This is a genomic window from Spirosoma litoris (assembly GCF_054776755.1).
The window spans coordinates 53241-68336 of record NZ_BAAHBI010000042.1 but is presented as its reverse complement, the minus strand read 5'-3'; the positions used below and the strand labels follow the sequence as shown (position 1 = coordinate 68336).

Here is a 15096-nt window from a genome sequence, read left to right as displayed (position 1 = left end):
GCTGCCTCTACGCGGTAGAAACAGCCCTGGTAGTCAAAATCTGGTAAAGCTACATTTTTCATCGCTAGTCTGGTCAACTGGCTAACCGTTGCACACAAGATTTTTACAACGCTGTCGCTAAATAGCTTCCTGCCCAAACACCTCAGTTGTTGGTAGCTAACGTGTTTGGGTAGGAAAGGAAGCCGTTACAATACTCGGTTATTGATGATCAGTTAGTTGATCGTAACCTTGATAATCTTATTAATAGTGGGTAAGGTAGTAAACGAGTTTGGATTCGGTACCAGCGCAATGGGTTGGCTTTCGACAAGTGGGGTACCTGCTAGATTGAACTGAGTTATGCCAGCTCCTGGGAATTGGTTAATAGCCGTTCCGTTGTCATATAGTGCAATCGTTGACGAAATATCGCCTTTTTGTGTGGCATCAACCCCATCTGTCGAAGCAAAGAACCAATCGTTGGAAAACCCATACATGGTGGCGATAGCAACGCGATCGCCAGTAGAGACGGTCAACGTCTGCGAAACTTTTCCGCCCGACTGGCCATTGATGACGGGCAATAATACGTTTGTACCAGGCGCATGCAGTACATAAACAGCCTTCACTCCTGGCTTTGTCTGTAGCGTTGCAGCCAGCGTGTCGGCATTTCCTTTCTGAGCCAATGGTTTTAAGCCTTCGCCCCGATCTTTCTGCCCTACAGTGAAAAGTGGATTGGTAATACCGTTATATACAACCACAAGAATAGGCGATAAAGGGGTGAAAATGCCGGTGATACCACTGATGTATGTACTCAGCGGGCCATTGTCGCCTTTTTCTGCAATAGAAGTCAGACCATTGGCACTGGGTTGGCCTTTGCTATAAAGTGGAGCGGGGTTCAGCAGATTACCGCCAACAATGTATGATACCGCCCATACACCTGGGCTTAGCGGAGTTTCATTCGCGGTTCCACCTGAAATATTCTGCAGCGTTAGCGTAAAGTAGGAATTGCCATCGTAAGCGAGCATGGCTTTGATAAGTTTAGAGGCAGACAGATAGGTATTCCCCTGTGCATCAACGCCATTTACTTCGGTAATAGATTGACTATCGGCCGTTCCTGGATGATTAACTGAGGAGCCCGGTACCTGATTGATGCGTGTGCCGTTGTCCCATAACTTGATCTGCGACGAAACATCGCCCTGAATAGGATTACCAGTAGCATCATAGACGGCAATACCGGGGTTTTCCGGTGCAAAAAACAGATCGTTAGACCAGCCATACATAGTAGCAAATGAGATTGCTTCGCCTTTTGCTGCCGAAAAATGAATGCTTATCGACTGGCCTGGTAAAATTACTGGAGGAGTGCCCGTACCCTGAAATGTGCCCGATTCAACCAATGGTTGTGACTGTAATACATTCTCGACGGAGAGTGTCGTAGTGACTGGAGCAGGTATGTTGTGATCTTGTATACTACAGGCGCTAAGTCCTGATAGGAGTATACTGGTTACGACTGCCAGAAGACCAATTGATGACTGGAATTTCATAGAGATTCGTTTTGAATGGATGACGGTGCAAACCAACGCAGACGATATCCCTGAGAAATCGCAGAAGTATAACAAATGTATCACAACGTGATTTGGGCGCTATTTTTTTAGAATTTTGATCCATCACAGGCTTCCCCTCAACGATACTAGTGGCTATGTATAAGGTGCTGATTATTGAAGACGACCGTAACATTATCGAATTATTAAAAATACACCTCAGCGATTTGGCTTGTGATGTTACGGCAGTAAACAATGGACAGGCTGGCCTGGCGCTGGCGCATGGGCAGACATTTGACCTGATTATTTTGGACCTGATGTTGCCCGGACTCACGGGTATGGAAATATGTCGGCGGGTACGTCAGATCGACCGTCGTACACCAATTCTGATACTGTCGGCCAAATCGGAAGAGATTGATAAAGTGATTGGCCTGGAAACGGGTGCCGATGATTATCTAACCAAACCATTCAGCATCAGAGAGTTTATTGCTCGCGTGAAGGTGATTTTTAGACGGAATGAAGAAAGCCAGGCAGGGCATTATGCGCTTTCTACTACACTAATTAAAGCAGGCGATCTTGAGATTGATATCGACAAACGAAAGATTAGCCTGAATGATGTACGGATCGATCTGACGGCTAAGGAGTTCGATCTCATTGCCCTACTGGCGTCTAATCCGGGTAAAAGTTATAGTCGCAAACGCCTGCTTAACTTAGTTTGGGGATATAACTTTGAAGGCTATGAACACACTGTGAATTCACACATTAACCGGCTCCGGGGAAAGATTGAAGAAGATCTGTCGAACCCGAAATTTATTCTGACGTCCTGGGGAGTAGGCTATCGATTCAACGAAGATTTATAAGCACTTATGTCTTTTCAGACACTTCGAGGAAACCTATTATTCTGGAAAATAACAGCGGTGTTTTCAGGACTCCTTCTGGTATTAGGAACGGTGTTTATGCTGATCGGTTCCCGTTTATCTAATGCGTATTATATGAGTGCCCATCAGGAGCTTTACGGGAATATCGCCAATCACCTGGCTACTTTTACGAAACCGCTCAAAAATGGTAAGCCCGACACGACTGTAACGCACGATATTATTCACTCGATTATGGTCGCCAATCCCAGCGTTGAGGTCTATCTGCTTGACACAACAGGTAAGATTACGGACTTTGTGGTGCCCGACAAATCGGTACGTCAGCGGCAGGTTGATATTGCCGTTGTTAAAAAATGGCTCAATGCCGAGCCGCATGAACGGCCGCTGGGCATTAACCCGAAAGAACCCAACGAACCGAGCATTTTTTCTGCCGCGCCCATTTACGAGCACACGAAACGGACAGGTTATGTGTATGCTGTTCTGGCCAGCGAACGACAACGTCAGATTCTGACTGCCCTGAACAGCAATCTCACCTACCGATTTGGGTTGTATGTGTTTCTTTGTACGCTCCTGATTGCCTTTATCGTAGGCGTCGTGACGTTTTTTCTGTTGACCGACACCATCGGTCAGATTGCCGCAGTGGTCAAGCGATTTAAAGAAGGAGATTATACAGCCCGTATTGCTGGATCTGTAAAAGGAAACCTGGGATTGCTGACAGCAACGTTTAACGAAATGGCTGATGTGATCGTTGCCAATTTCGATAAGATTACCACAACAGATAAGTTTCGGCAGGAGCTGATTGCCAATGTTTCGCATGATCTGCGCACGCCGTTGTCGATTATGCAAGGCTATGTGGAAACGCTGATTATCAAGAAACAAACGCTAACAGAGCTAGAAAAGGATACCTATCTGGCAGTTATCTTAGACAGCGCGAAACGCCTTTCTGGTTTAGTCGATCAATTGTTCCAGTACGCTAAACTGGAGGCCAATCAGATTATTCCAGAAAAAGAACCGTTTCTGATTACTGAGCTTACTTCCGACATTCTTATGGTTTATCAGCTCAAAGCTGATGAGCACGCCATTCAGTTGACAATGGAGGCAACGGGAAATATCTCACCCGTTTTTGCCGACATTGCTTTAACCGAGCGGGTGTTACAAAATCTGCTGGACAATGCCTTTAAATTTACGCCCGATGGAGGCTGCATTACCATTAAACTCGAACAGACAAAGCGGGGTGTTGTGGTAAAAGTGACTGATACAGGCATTGGCATTGCGCCCGAAGATCAGCCCTATATTTTCGAGCGGTATAAGCAACTTGAGGGCCATCAATTGTCCAAAATAGGCATGGGAATTGGCTTAGCCATTGCCAAGAAAATTCTAGAGCTACATCAGACTGCTATTCATGTCCAGAGTGAGCTTGGCAAAGGAACGGCTTTTTGGTTCGAACTATCCAGGTTAGGCTAACTATTTCTATAGAGAGGGATACTCTGAAAGGAGCGGCATTCGATTGGAGGGCTATCGTCGTTACAAAACGGAGTACTCCATTTTGTAACGACGATCTTATTATTTCCCTCCCGGCCGGGTTGGGCGTACTTCAATCTTACTGGGTAATGTGCGCGGATTCATTTTTAGCAGGTCGGAAACGATCTGGCCGATGTCTTCAGGCTGTATTTTCCAGGCGTCCTTATCGCTGGGCTGGTGATCGTTGAAATAGGTGGCTACTGAGCCCGGCATGATGGTAGAAACCTTGATGCCCTCTTTACGTAAATCGAGCATAACGGCCTGTGTAAAGCCCACCAGACCAAACTTACTGGCATTGTAAGCCGCTCCGTTTTCGAAGAAATTGGTGCCTGCCAGACTGGCAATCGTGATGAAATAGCCTTCCGATTTTTTCAGCGCATCCAGCGTAGCTTTAGCTGTGTAGAAAACACCGGTCAGGTTAATGTCGATGGTTTCATGCCATTGCTCGGGAGTGAGTTCCTGAATGGGTGCAAAGTGCCCTACACCCGCGTTCGCAATCACATAATCGAGTTGACCCCATTTGCCTAAAATAGCGTCTACAGCCTTCTGTTGAGAAGCCAGATCGCGCACATCAGCTGCTACACCAAGGGCGTAACCGGGCTTGATTTCGTTCAGCTTAGCCGCTGCTAGCTCGGCTGCCACCGACGAACGACTGGTGATTGCCACTTTTATACCTTCGTTGATCAAAACTTCGGCAATGCCGTAGCCAATGCCTTTCGAACCGCCTGTAATGAGCGCTGTTTTTGTACTATCTGCCATGAGTAAACGTAATAGATGTAACTTTCGGCCATAACCCCGAAGCAACTGGAAAGGTTTTCGCTCGAAAGGTAGCGCTTGGTAAGAGAAAAGTAAATTTCCTGAAAAGAGAGAGTAATAGTTAACTCATCGTGCAATCAATTATTTTTCGCGTCCAGCCGAAATTGACTAATAAGGTGTTTCGACAGGTTGGGCTAGAATCATAATCTGCCCAAACGATAATTGACGGTAACGATGCCTTGTAAGCCCGGCCAGAATTTATCCCAGCTCGTTAAGCCGATACCCGGTTGATAGGTTCTATAGTTCGCAAACAGCAGATAGTCTGTTCGCTTTTGAAGGCCGATGAATTTCTGAATACCCAGGTCAATACTCCAGTGGTTGGTGAGCCGGATATTCATGGCAGCCGTTACGCCAGCACCCAGAACGAACCCTTTGGCCGATTGGGTAGAGAAGATGTCCTGGCCCGAAGGGAATGACCGTATCGTGGCGTCTTGTTGATACTGCGAGCCAATCAAAATTAGACCAATTGGCAACCCAATTCGAGCTTTGGTTTTTACCATTCGAATCGCATCGATTCGGGAGCCTACTTTTACAAATGTGCCTGATGTATTTAAGGCACTAAAGCCGCAGTCGCAGGCGTAGCCAGAGGGGGCGGCAGCGGCATGATTTTGATACGTGTAGCCTGCATTGAGCGTTAAAGCCCACTTATCGAGGTTCGGACTCCAGGCCGTTGTTAGTTCTATGGAACGGCCGGGCAGAACTGCCAGATTGGTACCAATTTGCCCTTGCCATCCTTGGGCGAATACCTCTAAACAACAAACGATCAGTAACGTAAACGAGAGTAAAAGTCGATTCATCGGTGTGGGATGGTTTAAGAATTAACCAATGTTGCTGAGACAATTTTGCCGCTAACCACCAGCCTTTTTTGCTTTATACCCCTTACCCGTTAGCCAAGCCAGCACTTTATCGCGGTGATCGCCCTGAATCAGAATTTCGTTGTCTTTGCTAGACCCGCCTGCGCCACAGGCCGTTTTAAGCTGCTTTCCCAGATCGGCCAAGTCAGCTTCTGTACCAATGAACCCGCGCACGGCGGTTACTACCTTGTTACCGCCCAACTTAACCACCCAGATTTTGAGCGCCTGTTGGGCAGGGGGTAGCGTTTCGGCTTCAGATTGCTCGTCGGATTGATAATGAAAATCGGGGTTGGTGGAGTAGACAACACCGGTGCGGTTTTTCTTGCTCATGGAAAACTCTATTTATGAGCAAAGCTAATTTATAGCACGCTGATGATGCAGATTTTTATGATTTACGCAGATAAAAATTCAGATAAATCATAAAAATCTGCGTTCCATCTTTTTAAAGCTCCATCAGTTGACGAACGGCATCGCCGTAGGTACTGCCACTGGTTACTTTGGTCCCTTTTTTATCGTTCATGGCGAGCATAAACTTACCGTCAAAATGGCGATGGATTTCCGCAACTTTATGCCGATTAACCATTACCGACCGACTGACGCGTATGAAAGTATCGGGCAATTTTTCGTTTAAGGTTGTTAAGGTATAAGTCGTTAGGAACTTTTGCCCATCCATGGTGGACAGAAAAACGTATTTATCCTCAGCTTCAAAATAGGCGATGTCGGAGAGGGGAATCAGCTTGATTTTATCCCCCGTTTTCACCGAGATCGAATAGATTTCTTTCTTCGGTTGCATTTGCGCCAGAAGCCGCATAACGCTCTCCGTCATAGGATTTTGCGTTGTTTGGATGGCATCACTGCGTTCCACTAGTGATCTGATCTTCTGGATAGTACGATTCAGTCGTTCGGCTTCAATTGGCTTTAGTAGATAATCGATGGAGTTCTCTTCAAAGGCCCGAATAGCATACTGATTGAAGGCCGTTGCAAAGACAACCATCGGCATGAACGTCAGTCGGGAGAGCATTTCGAAGCCGTTGAGCAAGGGCATTTCGATGTCCAAAAAAATCAATTCGGGTCGTTCGGCTTCGATGAGTGTAAGTCCTTCGGCTCCGTTGGACGCTTCACCAACGATTTCTACCATATCCCGGTGTTTGTCTAACAGACGTTTTAAACGGCTGATTGCCAGCGATTCGTCGTCGACTAATATCGTTCTTAAGGGGAGTGTCATAATCAGTTGAGAGGTGGTTCTACGTTACGCTTCGGGTGTTAAATAGGTCTGACTACTTCGAATTTTCGTCATCAGAATCGAAAGCAGAACTTGCTTTAACGGCCAGTTCTGAAGCTCAACCCGAGCGTCGTTGCCATAGAGTAATTTAAGTTTGTCCTGAATGCTACGCAGCCCATAGCCGCCATCCATATCGTCGGGAAAAGCGGGGCCATTGTCGTGAACGCAGAGGTTTAACTCGCCATTTTTCTCGTAAATCCGAACATCAATTCGCCCAGCGTCAGCAAGTTTGGCGATACCGTGTTTAATGGCATTTTCAACGATGGGCTGCAGCAGAAACTGCGGTAATTTTAGATCATTCAAGGCTGGGTCGGAGACTTCTACGCTAAAGGAAAGCCGGTTTCCAAAACGCACTTGTTCAACCTGAAGGTAGGTGCGTACCATTTCCAGTTCGTCGGCCAGAGTAGAAAAGAGTTCGCCATCTCGTCCCGTCGAGTACCGAAAGAGTTTCGATAGGAGTAGCGTCATTTCCTCAGCTTTATCGGGGTCGTCATGCACCAGGCTGGCAATGCTGTTGAGGGCATTATACAGAAAGTGAGGATTGATCTTTGCCTGCAACGCATCTAACTCAGCCCGTGTTTTGAGCTTTTCCATGTTGAGCAACTGAAATTCCTGCTCGGAGAGTTTTCGGGTAAGTTGCCGCCCTTGTTGCAACACATACAGGAAAATGTTGGTAATCAGTAAATCGCCCAGCATATAAATGTACCAGGGCGCTGTTTCTCCAATAAATGCTGGTCGCTTCGCTAATTCGTCGATATAAGGCTTGAGTAATACAAGATACAAGCTCGTGTTGATAGCGAAAATACTGACCAGAACAACAAAACTAATGACTAGATGGCGCTGCCAGATGGCGGGAAATTGATGGGAAAGCCAGCCGGATAACGCCCAGGTTAAGAGAAATACAACGGCTCCGTTGGTCATATTCTGAACGATCAGGAACCGATATAAACCCGCCAATATAGGGTCTTTAGCCGTGATAATCAGGTTTGTAAAGTAAATGATTGCACTGCTACCGTATACCAGGAGGGCACCTAAAAACATGCCGATGAGCGTACCCCAGCCTGATTTTTGTAGGACAGTGGTCAGCGTAATCGGTTCCGGACGCGTTTCTACGGGATTACGGTATTTGCTGCGTCCGGCAAAATTAAATGTGGCTCCTTCCACATTGGCGCCGTTCAGATCGACGTCTTCCAGAGAGCAGAAATTCAGGTTGGCTTCGTATAAGTCGGCATCGGCGAAAGAAGCCCCCGTAAGATTTGAGAAACTCAGGTCGGCTCCCCTGAGAATAGCTCCCCGAAAATTAGCTTTATCGAGGTTTGAAAATCGAAAGTCTGCTTTTGTCAGGTCAAGACCACTAAAATCGAAATTAGCCAGGTCTGAGCCCATCATATTGAGCCGTCGGCCATTTTTACCAATCGTGCCGATGAGTTGTTCGCGGGTCATTTTAGTCTAGATTTACTGTATTCGGGTTACGGTTGTCGATTTGGCGACAGATCGCTGGCTGATTTAAAAGTAGTAAATTTTTCAACTGCTTATTTTCCTTTTAAAGCCATGAGAAGTCGTTGGAATAAGCCCGGTTGTTGTATCCGACAATTGTGAAAGGCTCTGATTTTCCATTGGCCATCGGTTTTAACTACTACCATCGTTTGAATCGAGCGCCGATTCAGGGGTGGGTTCTTCTGAAAGCGTAATTTAATCGTACCCGTTGAGTGAACAAGCGCGATGGTATTGCTCAAAAAAGCAATAGATGGCTGTTTCTGGGCCGGATGCATAGTTGAGCCTTTGAGCGCCCATGAATTGAATAAGTCATGGTGTATTTGGCGATTCGCTTCCTTGCCAATAATTTGCTGACCCGCAAACGTAATGTAGTCGCAATCATTGGTCAGGCATTCGGCGAAGATGTTGGCGTCGCCCATATCCCAGGCGGTTGCCAGTTGAGTGAAAACCTGATGAATAGCAGCTTCGTCTGCCTGTCTAGCTGATTTTGCTTCTGGTTGAGGCTCTTCTAGGACTTTCATGTAGGTAACCATCTGCTTCTGAAAGAATTATTTCCTAATTGGATAAGACAAAGCTAGACTGATCAGACTCGGAGTCCCTGCATTTTCTGACGAATGTCAGCTGATAAGGTGTGAAATAGGGTAGGGGAGAGATGAAGTTATTTCGTAGTATTGAAAAACAAATGCAAATTGTGTTTCAAAATACCTTGTCTAGCTAACATTTAGTTGTAAGTATTGTTAGTGACATAATAACCTGAGCTCCATTGACTACTGCGTTGATTTCCTTTCCTCTTTCTATCGGACAACTTCGACCCTGGCGTGAGGGCGACGAAGAGTCGTTGGTTCGGCATGCCAGCAATCGGCATATCTGGAACAACGTACGTGACTTTTTCCCCTATCCTTACACACCAAGAGATGCACATTCATGGGTACGTTCAAACAAATCTTATCAGCAGCCCAATAATCTGGCGGTTGAGATAAATGGGCAAGCCGTAGGGAACATTGGTTTTACGGTGAAAGATGATATTTATCGGTATAATGCCGAAATCGGGTATTGGATCAGCGAAGATTATTGGGGAAAGGGAGTGATGACGCAGGCTGTACCGATTATGACAAATTATATCTTTCAGAATTTCCAGGTTAATCGCATCTTTGCATGCGTGTTAGAAGGGAATATCGGCTCGATGCGTGTACTCGAAACCGCTGGGTATACGCATGAAGCAATTCATCGGAAAGCAGCGGTTAAAAATAATCAGTACCTGGACGAACATATTTTCGCCATTCTCCGCGCCGAACATAAAGCGTTGAATTCCTCATCTAGCAACCGTTAGTTAGCCATTGGTAACCTGTTTTCTGGGGTTTGATAAGGCGCTAACGAATAACTTACTTAACTATAACCATTTTTTGTGGTTAACTCTTTAAACCATTACCGCTTCGGCGGACCCACTATTCATGTCTAAAATAGTGATTGCCATTGACGGATATTCCAGCTGCGGAAAGAGCACAACTGCTAAAGCGGTAGCCGCCCGGATGGGCTATGGTTATATTGATACGGGCGCTATGTATCGCGCTGTCAGTCTGTTCTTTATACGGGAACATGTTGCGCTTTCCAATGAAAGAGAAGTCGCCGACGCCTTGGAGAAAATCCACATTACGTTTAATCACAACGCTCGCACCGGTAAGAATGAGACCTGTCTGAACGGTCTGAACGTAGAGGAGGAAATCCGTAAAATGTATATATCCAACATTGTGAGCGAAGTGAGCGCCATCCCGGAAGTGCGTTGGGCGATGGTTGCCCAGCAGCAGAAAATGGGACGTCGGCGGGGTGTTGTTATGGATGGGCGGGACATTGGTACAAAAGTGTTTCCCGATGCTGAAGTTAAGGTATTTATGACGGCCGACACCTATACCCGAGCCAAGCGTCGGCAACAGGAACTACTGGCTAAGGGCGAACTGGTGAATCTTCAGGATATTATCGACAATTTAGAAAAGCGTGATCATATTGATACAACGCGTTCCGAAAGCCCTCTTCGGCAAGCCTCTGACGCCAAGCTTCTGGATACGTCGCACATGACAATCGAAGAGCAGGTTGATTGGGTAATTGAACAGGCCGATCAATGTTTGGCGCAACTTCATCGGAAGAAGGGACGAAAGTTAGTAGTGGAGTAGGGCAAGTGGTTTACACACATTGACATGTATATACTCCACTTACCACACCCATAACGAATGACAGCCGATTTTCTACTAGTAGGGCAGGGAGTGGCAGGGTCGGCGCTCGCCTGGACACTCGATCAACGAGGCTGTTCGGTTATCCTGGCCGATGACCCTTCGCTTCCTTCGGCATCGGCAGTAGCCGCCGGGGTCGTCAATCCACTGACGGGTCGTAAACTCGTTCATACCTGGAAAGCGGACGAGTTGTTCCCGTTCCTACATCATTTTTATAGTGACATCGAGCAACAACTCGGTGTTCGCTTCTTTCATCCTAAAAATATTTACCGCCCATTCCGGTCTATAGCCGAGCAAACGGCTTATTTAGAACTGACAAATGACCCTGGTGTACAGGCATATGTTTCTAAAGCTGTTGATAACCAGCAGTATAGTCAGTTTATTAATAATCCATTTGGCGGATTGGAAGTAACCCAGGCAGGCTGGTTAGATTTAACTGAGTTCGTCAGAATTATTAAGGGTTATTTTATTAAAAAAAATCAATATTATGAAGGTCGTGTTGTTCTGGATGATCTGAAGATCAGTGATAATAAAGTAGAGCTGAAAGGGGTTACTGTCGGAAAAGTTATATTTTGCGATGGTGTCCAAGCCCGCGAGAATCCGTTATTTGACTGGCTTCCGTACAATCCCGTGAAAGGACAGATTCTGACAGCCCTTGCCGAAGGGTACTCTATTAAAAATATCGTTAATCAGGGGATTTTTATTTTGCCTGTCCGGGATGGGTTGCTAAAAATTGGTGCTACCTATAGCTGGCACGATTTAGATTGGCAAACAACGGAGGATGGTCGCGAGTTTCTAGAGTCGAAGGTTCGTGAACTGTTAAAAATACCGTATCAGGTTGTTGCGCAGCAAGCCGGTATTCGCCCATCAACCAAAGATCGTCGACCATTTATTGGCTTACATCCAACGCAACCCGTTGTGGGTATTTTTGGCGGTATGGGTACAAAAGGTGTATCACTGGCTCCTTATCTGGCAGAACAGTTTACACGTTACTTATTAGATGGCGAAGATTTGGAACCGGAAGCGAATATTAGCCGCTATGTTTCGTTATTATCGAGAAGTGAATAACTTAGTAGTTAGGGGCGAGGAATTAGGAATGAGAATGTTGTTAAACTAAGAAAAACACGCGCCAGCATTCTCACTCCTTACTCCTCGCTTCTCGCTCCTGATTGCTAAACACGTATGCGAAATCAATACATTCTGTTAGTAGGCCTGTGGCTGGGCGGGTTAAGCGTGGCTTTGGCGCAAAACTATCCGTCGCTGGAACGATTTGGAAAGAACCGGATTCAATACCGGAATTTTGAGTGGAAAATCGTTCGAACCTCAAATTTTGAGATTTACTATTATCAGGACGGTAATCAGATTGCCAACCTGACGGCGCAGTATGCTGAATCAGAGTTCGATCGCATTACCGAGTTGTTGGGCTATACACCCTATAATCGGGTCAAAATTTTCCTGTTTAATTCACCCGCCGAACTGGCTCAAAGCAACATTGGCCTTAATGCGCAGAGTGGACTAAGCAGCAAGGAACAGAACTTGTCTAAATCGCGCGTTGAACTCGCGTTTACAGGTGATCAGATTAGTTTTCGGCGCCAAATCATCCACGATATTTCGATGTTGTTCGTGTATGATATGCTCTACGGTGGAAGCCTGAAAGATGCACTTCAGAGTTCACTTTTGCTTACGTTGCCCGACTGGTTTATGCCCGGTATTGCCTCCTACATGGCAGAAGGGAATAGTCTGGAGTTAGACGATTACATGCGGGATATTTCGCTGACTCGTCCTGTTAAAAAACCATCACTGCTTTCAGGGGCTGAAGCTGAGCGAGTTGGGCATTCGATCTGGAATTATATTGTTCAGCGATATGGTCGGGATAATGTGTCGAATATCCTGAACCTGACGCGCATCATCCGAAATGAGCAAAGCAGTATTTCCAGCACGCTGGGTGTACCGTATAGTCGGTTCCTGCGTGAATGGCGTGACTACTATGCGGGCATGGCTACCAGTGTAGCGCAATCGTATCAGCAAGGTAGCGACGATTTCCAACTTAAAGTAAGCTCTGCCGATGATAAATCGTCATTAATTAGTCTTAAACTAAGCCCCGACAAGCAGTTTATTGCGTACTCGATTCTACGAGATGGGAAGTTCCATGTCGAGGTAGTTAACACATCGAATCACAAAAAGTCAACCGTTTTATCGGGGGGCTATCGGCTTGATGGGCAGGCAACGCGTACCAGCACGCCCCTGGTAGCCTGGCAAAAAGACAATAACCTATTGATTATCACCGATGAACTTGGCGAAACGAACTTGTATCAGTACAGCGGTTTTGAAAAGAAAGCAAAGCGTCAGTTTAAACGTAAAGTAAATGGGTTGTCGCAGGTTGTCTGGATGGATGCCTCTGAAGATGGAGGAAGTCTGATCCTCAGTGCAGAACGTAAAGGGCAAAATGACCTGTTTTTGTACAGCATTAACCGTGGCTCTTACCAGCAGTTGACCAATGACCTTTACGACGATTTGTATCCTTCTTTCATCGGGCGTACCGCTCGGGAGGTAGTATTTAGTTCGAATCGGCGGGAAGATACACTTGGGGTAGACAAAGGATCGTATAAAACTATCCGTGACCACATGGTGCTGTTTACGCACGAGGGGAGTGCCCGTGATTTATCGGTTGTCCGGTTAACGGATTCATTATCGCGCGCAACGCAACCCATCCCGGCTGGCGAAAAAACCGTTTACTTCCTCAATGATGTGTATGGTATCCAAAATCTGTACCGACTTGAGACTGAAAGTAAAGCGGTGACACAGGTAACAGCTTTCCCACAAAGCATTCATTTATACGATCTTAACCCAGCTAATGGGGGGTTTGTCTATAGCAGTTTGAAAAATGGGAACGAAGTTATTGGCTTCCGTTCGCAACTCAATCTGAATCAGTCGGTACAGGTTCCGCCCACGCAGCGTAGCTTAAGTACGGTTCGTGCCAATGCTGCTCGGATGGGTCAGGCGAAAGTTGATACAACCAGGCCGATTGAGCGTGTCGTGGCCGACACAAGTAAGGCTGGGCGGAATGTGGCTGTGGTTGATCCAACCAGAAAAATGGCACTGGAACCCGGAGAAGTCGATACGGATAATTATCAGTTTGACCCCGACGTGTTGAAATCGACGGAATATCGCCAGCGTCGTACAGTAGCCGGTAACACGATGCCAAGTCTGGCAACAACACTGCCCCGAAATCGCCGTCGGGAGAACATCACGATTCGTGGCCCATTTGATTATAAAGGTACTTTTGGCGTTAATGAAGCTCCTTCAAACTGGCGTATTGACCCAATTAAAGGATTTGGCTATGCACAGGATGTAACGTTAACGGACTTACTGGAAAATCATGTATTACGTGCGGGCGGGTTTGTTAGCCTGACCAACACTCTGCGTAACAGCGACTTATTTGCCGAATACACTAACCTGACCCACCGGATTGATTACGGCGCTCGAGTTGACCGACAAACGCTGTTTGTCGACGGTGCTGGGTTACTCCAGAAGTACCGGTATAATCGGGTTTCTGTGTCTGCTTCGTATCCTATTTCGGTCAATAGTCGCTTCACGTTATCGCCTTTCTACGCCATGACGCGCCTAATTGATCTGTCATTCCTGGACACGCCAGATCTCGTGTCTGATTATGCCGGACTACGGGGCGAATTTGTTTTCGACAATACGCAGGTGAACGGGATGAATATGTTGACGGGTACAAAAGCCAAGCTTCGGTATGAAGAATATGCCGGTTTGCGATCGTCTGCCGATGGCTTTCGGCGTCTGTCACTCGATTTGAGACACTATCAGAAAATCCATCGTGATCTGGTTCTGGCCTTACGGTTTTCGTTTAATCAGTCAGGTGGAGCAGCTCCCAAAAAGAGCACGTTAGGCGGTATGGAAAACTGGATTGGCTCCAATACGAAAGAGCAGGTTGCGTCGAATCCGTTACTGGTTCCTAATACACTGACAAGCGACGTTAATGTTCCCTATGATTATCGGGATGTATTCTTCCTGGATTTTGCTGCTCCCTTGCGCGGATTCCGGCAGGGTAAGCTAACCGGAAACAGTTCTATGCTGTTCAATGCTGAACTTCGTATACCACTAGTTCGCTATTTGTACCGAGGAAATATAACGTCGAATTTCCTGCGTAATCTGCAATTGGTAGCCTTCACTGACATTGGAACTGCCTGGACTGGTAACGGGCCTTTTAGCCAACAGAACAGCCTGAATACGGAGATTGTTGGGGGAAAAAATATTCCATTCCGGGCTATTGTGACAAATTTTAAAAACCCATTCCTGATTGGTTATGGAGCGGGCGTACGGACCATGATTTTTGGCTACTTTGTTAAGTTTGATTACGCCTGGGGCCTTGAAGACAAGACCATTGGGAAGCCCATTCCTTATTTAACGCTTGGCTACGATTTCTAGAAAAACTGGTGATAATGAGACAAAAAGCCATTCGTACGAATGGCTTTTTTTGTTTACTAAATG

The 15096-nt window shown here is 46.4% G+C and carries 13 protein-coding genes; 6 read left to right on the top strand and 7 right to left on the bottom strand.

What is annotated here, in order from left to right; translation table 11 throughout:
• Positions 1-212 precede the first annotated feature (212 nt).
• Positions 213-1514, bottom strand: coding sequence for a spondin domain-containing protein (locus tag ACYVGR_RS25315; protein ID WP_460962023.1), 1302 nt, complete (start codon positions 1512-1514; stop codon positions 213-215).
• Positions 1515-1669: 155 nt separating this feature from the next.
• Here ACYVGR_RS25315 and ACYVGR_RS25310 point away from each other — a divergent pair, with 155 nt between their 5' ends.
• Complete coding sequence (locus ACYVGR_RS25310; protein WP_460962021.1) at positions 1670-2371, top strand: response regulator transcription factor; 702 nt, start codon at positions 1670-1672, stop codon at positions 2369-2371.
• Positions 2372-2377: 6 nt separating this feature from the next.
• A complete protein-coding gene (locus tag ACYVGR_RS25305; RefSeq protein ID WP_460962019.1) occupies positions 2378-3850 on the top strand; it encodes a sensor histidine kinase in 1473 nt (490 codons plus the stop codon).
• Between the two features lie 99 nt (positions 3851-3949).
• Here ACYVGR_RS25305 and ACYVGR_RS25300 read toward each other — a convergent pair whose 3' ends face one another.
• The 6 genes from ACYVGR_RS25300 to ACYVGR_RS25275 all read right to left on the bottom strand — a co-directional run bounded on the left by ACYVGR_RS25300 (position 3950) and on the right by ACYVGR_RS25275 (position 8877).
• Complete coding sequence (locus ACYVGR_RS25300; RefSeq protein WP_460962017.1) at positions 3950-4666, bottom strand: SDR family oxidoreductase; 717 nt, start codon at positions 4664-4666, stop codon at positions 3950-3952.
• Between the two features lie 197 nt (positions 4667-4863).
• The gene (locus ACYVGR_RS25295; protein ID WP_460962015.1) at positions 4864-5520 is read right to left on the bottom strand and encodes a hypothetical protein; all 657 of its coding nucleotides are present in this window, start codon (positions 5518-5520) and stop codon (positions 4864-4866) included.
• Positions 5521-5571: 51 nt separating this feature from the next.
• On the bottom strand, positions 5572-5907 hold the full coding sequence (locus tag ACYVGR_RS25290) for a translation initiation factor (RefSeq protein WP_460962013.1): 336 nt from the start codon (positions 5905-5907) through the stop codon (positions 5572-5574).
• 112 nt (positions 5908-6019) lie between these two features.
• The gene (locus ACYVGR_RS25285; protein ID WP_460962011.1) at positions 6020-6802 is read right to left on the bottom strand and encodes a LytR/AlgR family response regulator transcription factor; all 783 of its coding nucleotides are present in this window, start codon (positions 6800-6802) and stop codon (positions 6020-6022) included.
• 24 nt (positions 6803-6826) lie between these two features.
• Positions 6827-8302 carry a histidine kinase gene (locus tag ACYVGR_RS25280; RefSeq protein WP_460962009.1) on the bottom strand — a complete coding sequence of 492 codons (1476 nt, stop codon included), beginning with the start codon at positions 8300-8302 and terminating at the stop codon, positions 6827-6829.
• An 89-nt stretch (positions 8303-8391) separates the two neighbouring features.
• The gene (locus tag ACYVGR_RS25275; protein ID WP_460962007.1) at positions 8392-8877 is read right to left on the bottom strand and encodes an SgcJ/EcaC family oxidoreductase; all 486 of its coding nucleotides are present in this window, start codon (positions 8875-8877) and stop codon (positions 8392-8394) included.
• Between the two features lie 242 nt (positions 8878-9119).
• Between ACYVGR_RS25275 and ACYVGR_RS25270 the strand changes: the two genes are divergently transcribed.
• The 4 genes from ACYVGR_RS25270 to ACYVGR_RS25255 all read left to right on the top strand — a co-directional run bounded on the left by ACYVGR_RS25270 (position 9120) and on the right by ACYVGR_RS25255 (position 15033).
• On the top strand, positions 9120-9686 hold the full coding sequence (locus ACYVGR_RS25270) for a GNAT family N-acetyltransferase (RefSeq protein WP_460962005.1): 567 nt from the start codon (positions 9120-9122) through the stop codon (positions 9684-9686).
• A gap of 121 nt (positions 9687-9807) precedes the next feature.
• Positions 9808-10524 (top strand): (d)CMP kinase, encoded by a 717-nt coding sequence (gene cmk, locus ACYVGR_RS25265; RefSeq protein ID WP_460962003.1) that lies wholly within the window; start codon positions 9808-9810, stop codon positions 10522-10524.
• Positions 10525-10581: 57 nt separating this feature from the next.
• Entirely contained in the window at positions 10582-11649 is a 1068-nt protein-coding gene (locus ACYVGR_RS25260; RefSeq protein WP_460962001.1) for an NAD(P)/FAD-dependent oxidoreductase, read from the top strand.
• A gap of 114 nt (positions 11650-11763) precedes the next feature.
• Positions 11764-15033, top strand: coding sequence for a hypothetical protein (locus tag ACYVGR_RS25255; RefSeq protein WP_460961999.1), 3270 nt, complete (start codon positions 11764-11766; stop codon positions 15031-15033).
• Positions 15034-15096: the final 63 nt, after the last annotated feature.

Bases quoted from the DNA above. Each gene is read 5' to 3' on its own strand.
- ACYVGR_RS25315 (WP_460962023.1), bottom strand. From the start codon at position 1,514: ATGAAATTCCAGTCATCAATTGGTCTTCTGGCAGTCGTAACCAGTATA.
- ACYVGR_RS25310 (WP_460962021.1), top strand. From the start codon at position 1,670: ATGTATAAGGTGCTGATTATTGAAGACGACCGTAACATTATCGAATTA.
- ACYVGR_RS25305 (WP_460962019.1), top strand. From the start codon at position 2,378: ATGTCTTTTCAGACACTTCGAGGAAACCTATTATTCTGGAAAATAACA.
- ACYVGR_RS25300 (WP_460962017.1), bottom strand. From the start codon at position 4,666: ATGGCAGATAGTACAAAAACAGCGCTCATTACAGGCGGTTCGAAAGGC.
- ACYVGR_RS25295 (WP_460962015.1), bottom strand. From the start codon at position 5,520: ATGAATCGACTTTTACTCTCGTTTACGTTACTGATCGTTTGTTGTTTA.
- ACYVGR_RS25290 (WP_460962013.1), bottom strand. From the start codon at position 5,907: ATGAGCAAGAAAAACCGCACCGGTGTTGTCTACTCCACCAACCCCGAT.
- ACYVGR_RS25285 (WP_460962011.1), bottom strand. From the start codon at position 6,802: ATGACACTCCCCTTAAGAACGATATTAGTCGACGACGAATCGCTGGCA.
- ACYVGR_RS25280 (WP_460962009.1), bottom strand. From the start codon at position 8,302: ATGACCCGCGAACAACTCATCGGCACGATTGGTAAAAATGGCCGACGG.
- ACYVGR_RS25275 (WP_460962007.1), bottom strand. From the start codon at position 8,877: ATGAAAGTCCTAGAAGAGCCTCAACCAGAAGCAAAATCAGCTAGACAG.
- cmk (WP_460962003.1), top strand. From the start codon at position 9,808: ATGTCTAAAATAGTGATTGCCATTGACGGATATTCCAGCTGCGGAAAG.
- ACYVGR_RS25260 (WP_460962001.1), top strand. From the start codon at position 10,582: ATGACAGCCGATTTTCTACTAGTAGGGCAGGGAGTGGCAGGGTCGGCG.
- ACYVGR_RS25255 (WP_460961999.1), top strand. From the start codon at position 11,764: ATGCGAAATCAATACATTCTGTTAGTAGGCCTGTGGCTGGGCGGGTTA.